A 15447-nucleotide genomic window follows, 5' to 3' on the forward strand; every position below is an offset into this window, starting at 1 on the left:
CGGGGCCGGGTCAGATGAGATGTGGGCGGTACGTGATGTGCCGGGCCGGGGTCTCTGACAGCCGCCCGTGGATTCGTATCGCGATCGGCCTCGGTTCTCTTCTTGTAGACGGGCGCCCGTGGCGCGGCCCCGTGTCACCGGGGGAACCAATACGGTCAGTGACGATCCGGAAGGTTCGGGCCAAGGCTTCGGAAGGGTGTCGGTGAGCCTGTCGTACCCGGCGCGCGGGTCGGTGCGACGGTCGAGGCGTGCGGACGCGCCGGGCTGTCGGCGGCCGTGTGTGACCGGTTCTGACCAGGGCTGATCGGTATTCACTCGTTCGAGGGTGCCCGGTCGGTCAGCTTGTCGATCTGTCGTGCGAGTGCTCATACCAGAGCGGGACGCTCCGCGGAGGAGTTTGTCAACTGCCGCTCGCACATGATGCGTTGGTGACTACTGTGAGTGTCCGCCGGGCGACGAGGGGTTGAAGTCTTCGGTTCTCTCGACCGGTACGCCATGACGCATGCCCCCGGCGAACAGCCGAGGTGCGGGGAGAAGGGAGGCGACGCGCCGGTGACCGACGACCATGCCGCCGCACGAGCCGCCCGGCGAACCGCATCGAAGCCCGTGGGGGCACCCGCCGGAGCCCGCCGCCCCGGGCCGGCCGGCCCGGAACCCTCCGGCCAACAGGACCGACGGACCACTGCAAGGACACCGATGTCTCACCTCCGCGCACCGGCCGCACGCGCAGACCGCCGCGAGGGCGGCCGGCACGGGCGGCCGGTCGCCCGTCCCGCCTCCTCGCTGCCTGAGACGCACATACGGCCGCAACTGCTGCGGCTGGCCGTGCTCCCGCCGATCGCGGTCGCCCTCAGCGGCTGCGCGGCCGTCCTGTTCACCGTCCGCTCCACCGGAGCCCAGCCCGGCCTCGTCCTGTGGGGTGTTCTGGCCGGCGCGGTCTCGGTGACCCTCGCCGCCATCCTCATCGCAGCGGTGGCGGCCGACCGCGCCGCGCAGTCGGTGAGCGACCGTGTCGGAGCGCTGCGCCGCAGCAGTGCGCGCCGCGAGGCCGATCTGCGGGCCCTGGTCGAGGGGCTGCGTCGTGGAGAGGTGCCGTCCGGGCGCACCCCGCGCGGCGGCCCGCCCGACGGGGCCGACGACTTCGACCTGCTCGCCGCCGACCTGGCCCGGGCCCACGACGGGGCCGTCACCGCCGTCGTCCAGGCCGCCCAGCTCTCCAGCCAGGCCGGCAGCGAACAGAAACTGGAGGTCTTCGTCAACCTCGCGCGGCGGCTTCAGTCGCTGGTGCACCGCGAGATCTCGATCCTCGACGAGCTGGAGAACGAGATCGAGGACCCCGACCTGCTCAAGGGGCTCTTCCACGTCGACCACCTCGCCACCCGGATCCGCCGGCACGCCGAGAACCTCGCCGTCCTCGGCGGTGCCGTCTCCCGTCGACAGTGGAGCAACCCCGTCTCCATGACCGAGGTGCTGCGGTCCGCCATCGCCGAGGTCGAGCAGTACTCGCGGGTCAAGCTCGTGCCGCCGATCGACGGCACCCTGCGCGGGCACGCCGTCGCCGACGTCATCCATCTGCTCGCCGAACTGGTCGAGAACGCCACGGTGTTCTCGGCACCACACACCCAAGTGCTGCTGCGCGCCAACCTGGTGACCTCCGGGCTCGCCGTCGAGGTGGAGGACCGCGGGCTCGGCATGCCGGTGGGCGAACAGCACCGGATGAACGCCCTGTTGGCGGACCCCGACCAGGTCAACGTCGCGAGTCTGCTGGCGGACGGACGCATCGGGCTCTTCGTGGTCTCGCAGCTCGCGAAGCGGCACGGAATCCATGTCAGGCTCCAGACCAACATCTACGGCGGTGTCCAGGCCGTCCTCGTGGTGCCGCAGGCGCTGCTGGGTTCGGCGCCGGGAGCGATCGGCGCGCAGCAGCCGGAAGCAGCGGGGACGGGCAGTGCCGCCGGAGTGGTGGGGGCGGCCGTAGCGCCGCGGGCGCCGGGCCAGGCACGGTCGGCGCAGGAGGCCCGGCACCGGGGAGCGCCCGCGGACCCGCGCCCCGGAGCCGATCCGCAGCGACGGGAGTACCGGAGCACGGAGGCCGGCCCGAACGGCAGTGCGGCGCCGATGACGAGGAACGGCACGGCGGTTGCGCAGGGTGCCCGCCACGGACGGGACCGCCGTCGGCCGGGAGTGAACGGCAGTGGTCGTACGCCGGGTGCCGGCGGCCGTGCGCAGGACGGCGGCGCGGGCGTACCCGCCGGTGACGAGGCTGCGGCGGACGGCGGGGCCTCGTCGAGCGGTGCGGGACACGGGCCTGGTGGCGGCGAGCGTCCGCTCGACGGCCGCGGCTCCCTGAACGGTGACTCGGGGGTACTGGGTCCGGTGTCCAGCGGTGACTCGCCGTCGAGGGGCAGCGGATCCGCCACGAACGGTGGCAGCGGATCCTCTCCGAACGGTGGCCCGGCGCTGTCGAACGGCAGCGGCTCAGGCCACCTCACGGGTGGAGCCGTGTCCAGCGGAAGCGGGGCCCTGGACGGTGGTGAGGGGACGGTGTCCGATCGGCAGCCCGGTGGTGGAGGCGGGGCGAACGGCGGAGCGCGATCCGGGCGCCCCGCACCGCTGCCCGTGCGCGGGGCCCGCGGATCGCGACCCACGCCCGCCGAGGCCGTGCCCGGCATCAGGCCCGACGACCGGCCCCTGGTCGCGGAGCACGTGATCGAACCGCCCACCCCGCGAGCCGGGACCGTACGCGGCACCATGGGCAAGCCCCAACTGCCCCGGCGCCGCGCCCAGGAGCACATCGCACCCCAACTGCGCGGCGGACCGGCGCCCCGGCAGGACGCCGAGTACCTGACCGGCCACGACCCGGGACTGATGGCGGCCTTCCAGCGGGGGATCAGCCTCGCGGAGGCCCAGCAGCACCTGGAGCCGGAGGGCGGTGAACCAGCCACGGCGGTGCCCGTGTCCCTGCCGGTGCCGTCGCCGCGCACGGAGATCAACCCGGCGCCCGGCCACATGGCGTCCAGCCACATGGCGCCTGACCTCATGGCGCCCGGCCACATTGAGCCCGCCCCCGCGGCCCCCAGCCATACGGCGCCCACCCACACAGCGCCCGGCCACACGTCACCCAGCCACATGGAGCCCGCCCAACCCACGTACCCCGCCCCCGTGGACGCGGCCCACATGGACCCCGCCCACATGCCCTCGGCCCACCCCGACCCGACGGCGACCGCCCGTACGCCCAGGGACACCGCCTACCCAGGTACAGGCACAGATACGGCCACCGGCGACGCCACCTCCTCGGCATCCGCCGCTCCGGAGCTGCGCCCCGCCCCGACCCCCCACCCGTCCGCCTCCTTCGACTTCGACCTCGGCTTCGACCCGAACGCGCGCCACACGGGCGCCACACCCACGACCGACGCCGCCTCCCTAGATCCCACCCCCATGGAGCGGCCCCACATATCCGAGCCGCACGGCCTCGACCACGACCGCACCACCCCCCGGCACGACGGGAGCGCACCCGCCGGATGACCACCCCCGCGTTCACCCCACCCCCCAGCGCTCCCGCAGACCTTCGTACCTCAAGGAGTCGATCCACCATGGCGAGCGAAGCGCCGACCGGCCATGTATCCGATCTCGACTGGCTGATGAGCGGCCTCGTGCAGCGCGTGCCGCACACCAGCAGTGCGGTCCTGCTGTCCTGCGACGGGCTCGTGAAGTCGGTCCACGGCCTCGACGGGGACAGCGCCGACCACATGGCGGCCCTGGCCTCCGGCCTGTACTCCCTCGGCCGCAGCGCGGGCGTCCGCTTCGGCGACGGCGGAGAGGTCCGCCAGGTCGTCGTCGAACTCGACTCGACGCTGCTGTTCGTGACCACCGCCGGCTCCGGCACCTGTCTCGCCGTCCTGGCGGGACGCGAGGCCGACGCCGCCGTGCTCGGCTACGAGATGGCGATGCTCGTCAAGAGCGTGCGCCCCTACCTGGTGACCGCGCCCCGACAGCACGCCGTCGATTCCCCGGCGATGAGGCCTTGAGCGTGGCGGCGGCCGGCGACGGGCCCTGGCTCGACGACGCGGCCGGGCGGCTGGTGCGGCCCTTCACGGTCAGCAACGGTCGCACCCGGCCGTCCATCGCGTTCGACCTGCTCTCGCACGTGATGGCCACCGGTGCCACCCCCATCGGCTACCTCGGCCCCGAGCACGCGCAGGCGCTCGACCTGTGCCGCGCGCCCGTCTCGGTCGCCGAGGTCGCCGCCCATCTCAAGCTGCCGGCGGTGGTCACCAAGGTGCTGCTGTCCGACCTCGTCGACTGCGGGGCGCTGACCACCAAGCCCCCCGAGTTCACCCACAACCCGACTGACCGGGCTCTTCTGGAGGCAGTGCTCGATGGACTACGACGACAGCTCTGATCCCTTCCCCACCGCACTGAAGATCCTGGTGGCGGGAGGGTTCGGGGTAGGCAAGACGACCTTCGTGGGCGCGGTCAGCGAGATCGCCCCGCTCAGCACGGAGGAACTGCTCACCACGGTCAGCGCCGCGACCGACAGCCTCGACGGCATCGAGAACAAGGTCGAGACGACGGTGGCCATGGACTTCGGCCGGATCACCCTCGACCCGGAACACGTCCTGTACCTGTTCGGCACGCCCGGACAGGAACGGTTCTGGTTCATGTGGGACGAGCTCTCCGAGGGCGCGCTCGGCGCGGTGATCCTCGCCGACACCCGCAGACTGGAGGACTGCTTCGCGGCCGTGGACTTCTTCGAACAGCGCGGCCTCGGATTCATCGTCGCGATCAACGAGTTCGACGGGGGGTACCGCTACGACCCCGAGGAGGTCCGCGCCGCCATCGACCTCCCGCCGGAGATCCCGATCGTGCGCTGCGACGCGCGGATCTCCAGTTCCGGTGTGCAGACCCTGCTCACCCTCGTACGGCATCTCATCGCCCACAGCCCGGCGCCCGCGCCGAGCCACGGCGCCCACATGTGACCCCCGCACACACCGCCACGGAGCCGCATATGACCGACGTCGACAGCGACGGCCGCCCATGAGCTACGACCCACCGCGCCCGGTCGGCCGGCTGCTGCTCACCCCGGAGGACAAGGAGGCCCCGGACCGGGCGCGCAGACTGCGCCTGCTCGGGCTCGGGGAGTATCCGGAGCCCGCGCTCGACAGCTTTGCCGAGCGCCTCGCCGAGCGCACGGGAGCGCCGTACGCGATGGTCAACTTCCTGGGCGAGCACCGGCAGTTCTTCGCCGGTCTCCGGATTCCCGTGCGCCGGCCCCCGGCGGAGGGCGAGGAGGCCAAGCCGGAAGTGGGCCGCTATATGGCGCGCGACCATGGGTTCTGCCCCCATGTGGTGGCCCGCCGCAAGGCGTTGGTCCTGGAGGACGTCCGTGACTACCCGCGGTTCGCGGGCAACCCGGTCGTCGACGAGTTCGGCATCCGCTCCTACCTGGGGGCTCCGCTCATCGACTCCACCGGGATGGTGCTGGGCACGGTGAGCGCGGCCGATGTGGAGCCGCGGACCTGGGGGAAGTCCGGTCTGGAGACCATCAAGTCGGCGGCGGCGGACCTGGTCGCGCGTCTGGAGCGACGGCACGCCGACGGACTCCCGGTGCTGTGACCAGCGAGACGCCCCTTGCATAGCCGACCGGTCTAGTATCCGCGTAGACTTACCCCGTGGGACGCACCAGTGACGCCAGGGACAAGATTCTCGGGGCCGCGCGCTCGCTCATCGAGGGGCGCGGCTACTCGGCGCTGGGCGTGGCCGAGATCTGCAAGGCGGCCGGGGTGCCGAAGGGCAGCTTCTACTACTTCTTCGAGTCCAAGGAGGCCCTCGCGCTCGCCGTCGTCGACGAGCACTGGGCGGCCCAACGGGCCGACTGGAACAGCGCGTTGGGCGGCGCCGACACGGCCCCCCTGCGGCGGTTGCGCGCGCTCTTCGAGCAGACCGAGGCCGGCCAGCGCGCCGTCCAGGAGGGCTGCGGCACCGTGGCGGGCTGTCTCTTCGGGAACCTCGCCCTGGAGCTGAGCAACCACGCCGAGCCGGTGCGCGGACGGCTCCAGGAGATCTTCGACGCGCAGGTCGACATGGTGGAGGCCGTCGTCACCGAGGCCCGGGACCGCGGCGACGTCACCGTGGCCGACACCCGGCAGGCGGCGCGGGCTGTGGTGGCCCAACTGGAGGGCCAGGTGATGTTCGCCAAGCTCTACAACAGCCCGCAGCGCCTGGGCGCCCTGTGGGACAACTGCCGGGCGCTGCTGGGCGCGACCGGCGCCTAGTAACCGCGCCAGACGTTGTCGAAGGCGGCGTCCTCGATGACCTTGCGCTGGCGCACGGCCTCCAGTTCCATCACCGCGTCCCCGACCGCGGCCAGCACCGCGGCCGCCTCGTCGGGGAGCTCCTCGTCCGATTCCCCGCCGATGCCGGCGGCGGCCGCGAGGGCGGCGAGGACGGGTTCGCCCGCCGCCCGGCGCTCCTCGGCCTGCCGCCGGGCCGGCGAGTCGACCAGCTCGGTCCGCCCGGTCCGCAGCGGGATGCGGCGGCCGCGTCGCCGGTCCGTCAGCCCGGTCCGCTCCAGGTCGTCGACGTAGGCCGCGGACAGCCCGCGGCCCCGGCGCCACAGCCAGTCCTCGACCGACTCGTACGGTTCCTGCCGTACGAGCGTCTCGGCGGCCTCGTCCAACAGGCGGTCGCCGGTGGGGGACGGGGCGTTGGGCAGGAGGCGGTCGCCGTCCAGGACGAGGGCGTGGGCGTCGAGCAGGTCGAACACCTCGGCCGCCGCGAGCGCGAGCGAGAGGTCGCCCTGCTCCACCGGCTTGTCGTCGGCCATGTCGAGGGCGACGATCGCGAGATCCCGTGCGGTGGTCATCGGCGGCTCCACGTCGGTCGGCCGGGTGCGGCGGTTCGGGCTCAGGGGCCGGCCGCGGTGGGCCGGGCGTCCTGGGTCGATTCTCGCTCCTGTTCGGGGACCGTGGCACCCGAAACGACCATGTGGTGCGGAAAGCCGACCCGCAGCACCCCGGCGGCCGCGGCCGCGACCAGGACCACGAGGGCCGCCGTCAGCAGCGCCGGGTGGTAGCCGTGGTGCAGCAGCGGGGCCACGGTCACGGGGCCCAGGATCTGTCCGACCGAGTAGCCGGCGGTCAGCAGGGCGACGGAACGGGAGAACCGCAGGTGCGCTCCGAGGGCCAGGGCGAGCGTGCTGACGCCGATGAAGGTGGCGCCGAACAGCACCGCCGAGCCGAGGGCCGCGGCCGTACCGCCGACCAGGGCGGGCAGGGCGATGCCGACCGCCTGGACCACGAGCGCCGTGAGCAGCAGCCCGGGACGCGACCAACGGCGGCCCAGCCGGGCCCACAGTGCGGCGGACGGTACGGCGGCCAGGCCCACGAGCACCCAGGCGCCGCTGCCGACCCAGCCGGGGGAGCCCTGTCCGACGGCGGCGACCAGGAAGGTCCCGGCGACGATGTAGCCGACGCCCTCCAGCGTGTAGCTGACGAACAGCGCGCCGAACCAGCGGTGCGTGCGGGACCCCGCGGGGATGCCGTTCACCGTGGCCACGGGTGCCTCGTCCGGCCGTAGCTGCCATGAGGCGGCGGCGAGCAGCGCGGTCAGGGCTGCGGCGGCCCACCAGGCGGCCCGCCAGTCGGCGACCGGCCGCACCGCCAGGACCAGCAGACCGGACAGGGCGATGCCGCCGCCGACGCCGCCGAACCCCCAGCCGGACAGGTGCGGCGGGTGGTTCCGCAGGTGGTGCAGGAGGGACCCGGCCGCGACCACGAACACCAGGGCGCTCGCCACGCCCGCCGCCAGCCGCAGCAGCGCCCAGACGGCGGTGCTGTGGGTGAGCGGCATCGCGGCCAGGGTGCCGGTCAGCAGGAGCAGACAGGCACGCGGTACGGCGCGCGACCGGACCAGGACGGGGGCCAGGGTGCCCGCGAGGGCGCCGACGAGGTAGCCGGCGTAGTTGGCGGTGGCCAGGGTCGCCCCGGCCCCGGCGGACAGGCCCGCCTGGGTGTGCATCAGCGGCAGGATCGGGGTGTACACGAAGCGGCCCACTCCCATGGCCGCTGCGAGCGCTGCCGCGGCCCGGGTGACGTGGCGCCAGGGGGAGGGAGCGGTCACTTCGTGCCGGGGTCGTTGGGGTGCGGCTGGAGCGGGGTGACGGTGAGGGTCATCCACGGCCGCAGCGGCAGGGTGCCGAGCACCTTCGTGTGGAGCTCCTCCTCGTCGGCGGCCCGCCACACGCCGATGCTGCGCAACTCGCCCACCGGGCGCCAGAGTCGGGCCAGGTGGCCCGTCGCGGCCAGCTCCCTCGCGCGGACGGCCTCCGCCGCCCGCCGCCGGTCCACCTCCTCCTGTCCGGTGCCCTCGGGAACGGTGGTGGTGATCTCGACCAGGAACTCTTCCATGACCTGCTCCGCTCGTCGTCGGTGATCCCATGGTGCGCGCGTCACCTGCGCCGATGCCACGACCGGCTTCCTCGCTGCTGATAGGCGCAGCCTCCCAGTCCGCGTACGATGGCGCCCGTGGAACTGCGTCAGTTGCGGTACTTCGTCGCGGTCGCCGAGGAGCTGAACTTCGGTCGGGCCGCCGAGCGGCTCCTGATCGCCGGTCCCTCGCTCTCCCAGCAGATCAAGGCGCTCGAACGGGACCTGGGCGTCCGGCTGTTCGACCGGGACCGCCGCAGGGTGACCCTCACCGCGGCCGGTGCCGCCCTCCTCCCGCACACCCGCGCCCTGCTGGACCGCGCCGACGACCTCAGGCACCGGGCCGGCCGGCTCTCCGGCTCGCAGTCGGTACGGCTCGGATACGTCAACTGGCTTCCCCCGGACCTGATGTCGCGTACGGCGGCGGTGGCCCAGGTGCACGTCGACGCCTGGGTCGCCCCCTCCCACACCCAGGCCGCGCGCGTCGCCGACGGCAGCCTGGACCTCGCCGTGTGCTGGGTGCGCACCGAGGATCTGCGCAGGCTCGGACTGCGGGCCCGGCTGGTCGGCGCCGACCGGCTCTACGCCGTGGCCAGGGGCGGCGACAGCGTCGACGTACCCGACGTGCCGGCCCGCAGCACCGACGTGCTCATCGACGACGACCTCACCGCCTGGGCGTCCTGGAACGTGTACGGCGAGGAGCTCGCGCGCGTCACCGGCGCGCGTACGGTCCGCATCTCCGACGGCGCGATCACCGGACCCGCCTTCTTCGACCACGTGCGCCGCTGCACCCGCCCGGTCGTCAACTCGCCCAAGGGGCAGACCAGTCCGCTCCCGCCGGACCTGGTCCGGAGGGAGATCGTCGCGCCGAAGGTCTACTGGACCTGGTCCCTGGTCCACCGCGAGGACGAGGACCGCGCCGGTGTCCTGGCCGTCGTCGACGCGCTGTGCGGAGGCGTCGGCGACCTCGGCATCACCGCCCAGGACGCCTGGCTGCCCGCCGACGACCCGTACGCGATCCCCGGCTGACCTGCGCTGGGAGCCAGTGCCTCCCAGACGGGAGGAAGCCGGTCCTTCCGTGTCCTGCCGGACCGGCCTACCTTCCAAATAGTCGACCGGTCGGTTAGTACCGGTCACCGATTCGGAGAAGGTCATCATGAGCACGCAGAACCAGAAGGTCGCGATCGTCACCGGCGCCTCGCAGGGCATCGGCGCCGCCCTCGTCGAGGGCTACCGCAAGCTCGGATACGCCGTCGTCGCCACCTCGCGCACCATCGCCCCCGTCGACGACGCGGACGTCCTCACCGTCCAGGGCGACATCGCCGACCCGGCGACCGCGGAGCGTGTGGTCGCGGCGGCCGTGGAGCGGTTCGGGCGCATCGACACCGTGGTCAACAACGCGGGCGTCTTCGTCGCCAAGCCGTTCACCGACTACACGGCCGAGGACTTCGCCACCGTGACGGGCATCAACGTCGCCGGTGTCTTCCACCTCACCCAGCGGGCCGTCCCGCACCTGCTCGCCCAGGGCGGCGGCCACATCGTCAACATCACCACCAGCCTCGTCGACAACGCGGACTCCAGGGTCCCCTCCGTGCTGGCCTCGCTGAGCAAGGGCGGCCTGCAGTCCGCCACCAAGTCCCTGGCCGTCGAGTACGCCACCCGCGGCATCCGCGTCAACGCCGTGTCGCCCGGCACCATCAAGACGCCCATGCACGCCGAGGAGACCCACGAGTTCCTCGCCGCCCTGCACCCGGTCGGACGGATGGGCGAGATGAGCGACATCGTCGACGCCGTGCTCTTCCTGGAGACGGCACCGTTCGTCACCGGCGAGATCCTGCACGTCGACGGCGGAATGAGCGCGGGTCACTGACGAACCGTCAACACACCTCCAGGGAAGCGAACATGATCACCTCACTCGACGAGAAGACGATCCTGAGCAGCGTCCTCGACCGCTGGAAGTCCGGCGTCGACGCCCACCGACCGGACCGCGTGGCCGCCCTCTTCACCGAGGACGCCGTCTTCCAGGGACTGCATCCGTACAGCGTCGGACGGCAGGGCGTCGCCGCGTACTACGACTCCCAGCCGCCCGGCATGACGGCGGCCTACCGGATCCTGGAGACACGGCGCCCCGCCGACGGCCTCGTCCTGGGCTACCTCGACGCCGAGTTCACTTTCACGGACCGTCCCCCGGTCACGGTCAAACTGTCGGTTCTCCTCACCCGTACGGGCGACGACTGGTCCATCGCCCACTACCAGGTGTCCCGCCTCGACTAAGGGCTGCGCGGGGGTGTCGTCGGCGGACTGTCCTCACGCCGGGCTCGCAATGATCGCGGGCCCGGTCGTGGGGTGCCGGATGCCGATCGGCGCGGGTATTTCGCGGGCTCACTCCGGTGGCCTACACCGCCGACCCGGCGCCGGTCGGCAAGCGGCTCGGCGGGCCGCTCAGCAGCGGCGAGTTCCCGGGCCCCGTGCCATGGTGTGAAGCGGAGCTGTGGCACCGCTTAAGAAAGTCTCGATGGACCGCGGCGGTGTCGTACGGCAGATTGCTGGGCGTTTCCACCCCTCGTACCCACAGGAGCCGTACCTTGAAGGCGCTGGTCAAGGAGAAGGCGGAGCCCGGGCTGTGGCTCGCGGACGTTCCGGAACCGGCCGTCGGGCCGGGTGACGTGCTGATCAAGGTGCTGCGTACCGGTATCTGCGGCACCGACCTGCACATCCGGAACTGGGACGGCTGGGCCCAGCAGGCGATCCGGACCCCGCTCGTGCTCGGGCACGAGTTCGTCGGCGAGGTCGTGGAGACCGGGCGCGATGTCACCGAGACCAAGGCCGGCGACCGGGTGAGCGGCGAGGGGCACCTCGTCTGCGGGAAGTGCCGCAACTGCCTCGCCGGGCGCCGGCACCTGTGCCGGGCCACGGTCGGCCTCGGCGTCGGCCGGGACGGGGCCTTCGCGGAGTACGTCGTCCTGCCCGCCGCCAACGTGTGGGTGCACCGCGTCTCCGTGGAGCTCGACGTGGCCGCGATCTTCGACCCGTTCGGCAACGCCGTGCACACCGCGCTGTCCTTCCCGCTGGTCGGCGAGGACGTCCTGATCACCGGGGCCGGACCGATCGGGCTGATGGCGGCGGCGGTCGCCCGGCACGCCGGTGCCCGCAACGTCGTCGTCACCGACGTCAGCGAGGAGCGCCTGGAGCTGGCCCGCAAGATCGGCGTGAGCCTGGCACTGAACGTCTCGGAGGCGCAGATCGCCGACGGGCAGCGGGAGTTGGGGCTGCGCGAGGGCTTCGACATCGGCCTGGAGATGTCCGGACGGCCCGAGGCCCTGCGCGACATGATCGCCAACATGACGCACGGCGGCCGCATCGCGATGCTGGGACTGCCGGCCGCGGAGTTCCCGGTCGACTGGGCCCGGATCGTCACCTCCATGATCACCATCAAGGGCATCTACGGCCGCGAGATGTTCGAGACCTGGTACGCCATGTCGGTCCTCCTGGAGGGCGGCCTCGACCTCGCCCCCGTGATCACCGGCCGGTACGGCTACCGCGACTTCGAGGCGGCGTTCGCCGACGCGGCGAGCGGCCGCGGCGGCAAGGTCATCCTCGACTGGACCAACTGACCTAGGGACTGACGATGTTCGACTCCGTGCGCGACGACCTGCGCGCCACCCTCGACGAGATCCGCGCCGCCGGCCTGCACAAGCCCGAGCGTGTGATCGACACCCCGCAGTCGGCGACCGTGCACGTCTCCTCGGGCGGCCGCCCGGGCGAGGTCCTCAACTTCTGCGCCAACAACTACCTCGGCCTGGCCGACCACCCCGAGGTGATCGCCGCCGCGCACGAGGCCCTGGACCGCTGGGGCTACGGCATGGCCTCGGTCCGCTTCATCTGCGGGACGCAGGAGGTCCACAAGGAGCTGGAGGCGCGGCTGTCCGCCTTCCTCGGCCAGGAGGACACGATCCTGTACTCCTCCTGCTTCGACGCCAACGGCGGTGTCTTCGAGACCCTGCTGGGCCCCGAGGGCGCGGTGATCTCCGACGCCCTGAACCACGCGTCGATCATCGACGGCATCCGGCTGTCGAAGGCCCGCCGCTTCCGCTACGCCAACCGCGATCTGGCCGACCTGGAACGGCAGTTGAAGGAGGCCGCGGGCGCCCGGCGCAAGCTGGTCGTCACCGACGGCGTCTTCTCGATGGACGGTTACGTGGCGCCCCTGGCGGAGATCTGCGACCTCGCCGACCGCTACGACGCCATGGTCATGGTCGACGACTCGCACGCGGTCGGTTTCGTCGGCCCCGGCGGCCGCGGCACCCCCGAGCTGCACGGCGTCATGGACCGCGTCGACATCATCACCGGCACCCTCGGCAAGGCGCTCGGCGGTGCCTCCGGCGGCTACGTGGCGGCCCGTGCCGAGATCGTCGCGCTCCTGCGCCAGCGCTCCCGGCCGTACCTCTTCTCCAACACGCTCGCCCCGGTGATCGCCGCGGCCTCCCTGAAGGTCATCGACCTGCTGGAGTCGGCGGACGACCTGCGGGTGCGGCTGCGGGAGAACACCGCGCTGTTCCGCAGCCGGATGACCGAGGAGGGCTTCGACGTCCTGCCCGGCGACCACGCCATCGCGCCCGTGATGATCGGCGACGCGGCGAAGGCGGGACGCCTCGCGGAGCTGCTCCTGGAGCGGGGCGTGTACGTGATCGGCTTCTCGTACCCGGTGGTCCCCCAGGGGCAGGCGCGCATCCGGGTGCAGCTCTCGGCGGCCCACTCCACCGCGGACGTGAACCGCGCGGTGGACGCCTTCGTCGCGGCCCGCGCCGAGATGGTCGCGGCCCGCGCCGAGATGGCGGACTGAGTCCCGACCTGTTGCGATAATCGATCCCATGATCGAGGCACGGCGGCTCCACATCCTCCGTGCGGTGGCCGACCACCGCACGGTCACGGCGGCTGCCGCCGCGCTCTATCTCACGCCCTCGGCGGTCTCCCAGCAGCTCACGGCCCTGGAGCAGGAGACCGGCCACCGTCTGGTGGAGCGCGGCGCCAAGGGCGTACGGCTGACCCCCGCGGGTGAGATCCTGCTCAGCCACACCAACGCGGTCCTCGCCCAGTTGGAGCGGGCGGAGGCCGAGCTGGCCGCCTACAGCTCGGGCGCGGCCGGCACGGTCACCGTCGCCGCCTTCGCGACCGGGATCGCCCTGGTCGTGGCGCCCGCGGTGGCCCGGCTCGCCGCGACCGCACCCGGCATCCACATCCGCGTCCAGGACGCCGAGGGCGACGCCAGCCTGCCGATGGTCCTGGACCGGCAGGTCGACGTGGCGGTGGCGGTGGAGTACCGCGGGGCCCCGCCCGCCGACGACCCGCGCCTGGCGCACGTGCCGCTGTACGCCGAACCCTTCGACGCGGTCGTACCGGTGAGCCACCGGCTGGCCGACGCGGGCGAGGTGCCGCTGGCGGAGCTCGCCAAGGACCCGTGGATCGGCCCCTACCCCGGCAACCCCTGCCACGACGTCGTGGTCCTCGCCTGCGAGAACGCCGGTTTCCAGCCACGCCTGGAGCACTCCTCGGACGACTTCCGCGCGGTGGTCGCCCTGGCCTCGGCGGACGCGGGAGTGGCGCTCGTGCCGCGTTCGGCGCTGATCGGGATGGACCTCGCCGGAGTGGTCGTACGGCCGGTCGACGGGGTGGCCCCGACGCGCCGGGTCTTCGCGGCCGTCCGGCGGGGAGCCGAGGAGCACCCCCTGATCCGCCCCGTCCTCGACGCGCTCCGGGCCGTCGCCCAGGAGTAGGGAACGGCGAAGCGGGTGGTGCGGGCGATGCCCGCGCCGGAGCGGACGCCGGCGGCGTTCGGCGGGAGGGAGTAGCGGTCCGTCCCGTATCCGGGATAGGTTCCCGGATGTGAAACGTGATGGGTCCGGGCCCGACCCGGTCGACACCCGCCTGGGCGTCCGGCTCGCCGAGCTGCGGGCCGAACGCGGCTGGTCCCTGGGCGAGTTGGCCGAGCGCAGCGGGGTCAGCAAGTCAACCCTGTCCCGCGCGGAGCGGGCCGAGATCAGCCCCACCGCCTCGCTGCTCAACCAACTGTGCGGGGTGTACGGGCGGACCATGTCCCAACTGCTCAGCGAGGTCGAGACCGAGCCCGCGCTGCTGGTGCGGGCCGCCGGGCAGCCGGTGTGGGAGGACCGGGCCTCCGGGTTCGTACGGCGGTCCGTGTCGCCGCCGCACCCCGGGCTGCGTGGCGAAGTCGTCGAGGGACGGCTCGCCGCCGGCGCCGACATCGCCTACGACAGGCCGCCCGTGCCCGGTCTGGAGCAGCACATCTGGGTCCTGGAGGGCACGCTCGACGTCACCGCCCAGGACGTCGAGCACCACCTCGGCACCGGGGACTGCTTGCGGCTGCGGGTGTGGGGGCCGACGCGCTTCCGGTGCGCGGGCCCCGACGCGGCCCGGTACGTGCTGGCGGTGGTCCTGCCGTGATCGTCACCCGCCTCGACGAAGTCCAACTGGCCCAGCACGCCGACGGGTTGGCGGAACTCCTCGTCGACACCGTGGACGGCGGCGCCTCCGTAGGGTTCCTCGCACCGATGGACCGCGCGGCGGCCGTCGCCTGGTGGAAGGAGCGGGCCGGCGCGGTGGCCGCGGGACACCTGGCGGTGTGGGCGGCGCACGACGGTCACCGCGCGGTCGGCACCGTCAGCCTCGCCTTCCCCGACAAGCCCAACTCCCGGCACCGCGCGGAGCTGGTCAAGCTGATGGTGCACCGGGACGCGCGCGGGCACGGCCTCGGGCGCCGGCTCCTCGGCACCGCGGAGGACGCCGCCCGCTCGGCCGGGATCACCCTGCTCCACCTCGACACCGAGACCGACAGCCCCGCCGAGCGCCTCTACGGCTCGGCCGGCTGGACCCGGGCCGGCGTCATCCCCGACTACGCGGCCGACCCGGCCGGGGTGCTGCGGCCGACGACGCTGTACTACAAGCGGCTCGAAGCGACCGCTCCGACCAGGTGATTGTCAGTGCCGGCCGCTACGGTTCCTGT

The 15447-nt window shown here is 72.9% G+C and carries 17 protein-coding genes; 14 read left to right on the top strand and 3 right to left on the bottom strand.

All coding sequences use genetic code 11. The features are described from left to right. The first annotated feature begins 696 nt into the window (after positions 1-696). From ACZ66S_RS10600 to ACZ66S_RS10625, 6 genes are all read left to right on the top strand, one after another. Positions 697-3525, top strand: coding sequence for an ATP-binding protein (locus tag ACZ66S_RS10600; RefSeq protein ID WP_469901119.1), 2829 nt, complete (start codon positions 697-699; stop codon positions 3523-3525). Positions 3526-3593: 68 nt separating this feature from the next. After that, on the top strand, positions 3594-4028 hold the full coding sequence (locus ACZ66S_RS10605) for a roadblock/LC7 domain-containing protein (RefSeq protein ID WP_390101737.1): 435 nt from the start codon (positions 3594-3596) through the stop codon (positions 4026-4028). A gap of 2 nt (positions 4029-4030) precedes the next feature. Further along, on the top strand, positions 4031-4402 hold the full coding sequence (locus ACZ66S_RS10610; RefSeq protein ID WP_037716095.1) for a DUF742 domain-containing protein: 372 nt from the start codon (positions 4031-4033) through the stop codon (positions 4400-4402). Further along, entirely contained in the window at positions 4380-4979 is a 600-nt protein-coding gene (locus tag ACZ66S_RS10615; RefSeq protein ID WP_007386183.1) for a GTP-binding protein, read from the top strand. The genes ACZ66S_RS10610 and ACZ66S_RS10615 overlap by 23 nt, the downstream gene beginning before the upstream one ends. A 58-nt stretch (positions 4980-5037) precedes the next feature. Next, positions 5038-5616, top strand: a complete 579-nt coding sequence (locus ACZ66S_RS10620; RefSeq protein ID WP_469901120.1) for a GAF domain-containing protein — start codon at positions 5038-5040, stop codon at positions 5614-5616. Between the two features lie 56 nt (positions 5617-5672). Next, positions 5673-6275: a TetR/AcrR family transcriptional regulator gene (locus tag ACZ66S_RS10625; protein WP_469901121.1), complete on the top strand. Its 603-nt coding sequence runs from the start codon at positions 5673-5675 to the stop codon at positions 6273-6275. Here the strand turns inward: ACZ66S_RS10625 and ACZ66S_RS10630 are convergent. Genes ACZ66S_RS10630 through ACZ66S_RS10640 form a run of 3 tightly spaced genes read right to left on the bottom strand, consistent with a single transcriptional unit; the run spans position 6272 to position 8408 of the window. Beyond that, the gene (locus ACZ66S_RS10630) at positions 6272-6865 is read right to left on the bottom strand and encodes a GPP34 family phosphoprotein (protein WP_469901122.1); all 594 of its coding nucleotides are present in this window, start codon (positions 6863-6865) and stop codon (positions 6272-6274) included. The two genes, ACZ66S_RS10625 and ACZ66S_RS10630, sit on opposite strands and share 4 nt — an antisense overlap. A gap of 41 nt (positions 6866-6906) precedes the next feature. Then, positions 6907-8061, bottom strand: coding sequence for a YbfB/YjiJ family MFS transporter (locus ACZ66S_RS10635; RefSeq protein ID WP_469901719.1), 1155 nt, complete (start codon positions 8059-8061; stop codon positions 6907-6909). A gap of 56 nt (positions 8062-8117) precedes the next feature. After that, complete coding sequence (locus ACZ66S_RS10640; protein ID WP_469901123.1) at positions 8118-8408, bottom strand: muconolactone Delta-isomerase family protein; 291 nt, start codon at positions 8406-8408, stop codon at positions 8118-8120. Positions 8409-8516: 108 nt separating this feature from the next. Here ACZ66S_RS10640 and ACZ66S_RS10645 point away from each other — a divergent pair, with 108 nt between their 5' ends. The 8 genes from ACZ66S_RS10645 to ACZ66S_RS10680 all read left to right on the top strand — a co-directional run bounded on the left by ACZ66S_RS10645 (position 8517) and on the right by ACZ66S_RS10680 (position 15418). Further along, positions 8517-9455 (top strand): LysR family transcriptional regulator, encoded by a 939-nt coding sequence (locus ACZ66S_RS10645; protein ID WP_469901124.1) that lies wholly within the window; start codon positions 8517-8519, stop codon positions 9453-9455. 127 nt (positions 9456-9582) lie between these two features. Then, positions 9583-10296, top strand: coding sequence for an SDR family NAD(P)-dependent oxidoreductase (locus ACZ66S_RS10650; protein WP_469901125.1), 714 nt, complete (start codon positions 9583-9585; stop codon positions 10294-10296). A gap of 32 nt (positions 10297-10328) precedes the next feature. Then, positions 10329-10700, top strand: a complete 372-nt coding sequence (locus ACZ66S_RS10655) for a YybH family protein (RefSeq protein WP_469901126.1) — start codon at positions 10329-10331, stop codon at positions 10698-10700. Between the two features lie 311 nt (positions 10701-11011). Further along, a complete protein-coding gene (gene tdh, locus ACZ66S_RS10660; RefSeq protein WP_469901127.1) occupies positions 11012-12040 on the top strand; it encodes an L-threonine 3-dehydrogenase in 1029 nt (342 codons plus the stop codon). Between the two features lie 14 nt (positions 12041-12054). Beyond that, positions 12055-13269 (top strand): glycine C-acetyltransferase, encoded by a 1215-nt coding sequence (locus ACZ66S_RS10665; protein ID WP_469901128.1) that lies wholly within the window; start codon positions 12055-12057, stop codon positions 13267-13269. A gap of 28 nt (positions 13270-13297) precedes the next feature. After that, positions 13298-14200 (top strand): LysR family transcriptional regulator, encoded by a 903-nt coding sequence (locus tag ACZ66S_RS10670; RefSeq protein WP_469901129.1) that lies wholly within the window; start codon positions 13298-13300, stop codon positions 14198-14200. 109 nt (positions 14201-14309) lie between these two features. Then, on the top strand, positions 14310-14888 hold the full coding sequence (locus tag ACZ66S_RS10675; RefSeq protein ID WP_469901130.1) for a helix-turn-helix domain-containing protein: 579 nt from the start codon (positions 14310-14312) through the stop codon (positions 14886-14888). Next, positions 14885-15418: a GNAT family N-acetyltransferase gene (locus tag ACZ66S_RS10680; RefSeq protein ID WP_469901131.1), complete on the top strand. Its 534-nt coding sequence runs from the start codon at positions 14885-14887 to the stop codon at positions 15416-15418. Before ACZ66S_RS10675 ends, ACZ66S_RS10680 begins: the two co-directional genes overlap by 4 nt. Positions 15419-15447: the final 29 nt, after the last annotated feature.

It is taken from the genome of Streptomyces sp. NPDC107471 (assembly GCF_055582845.1).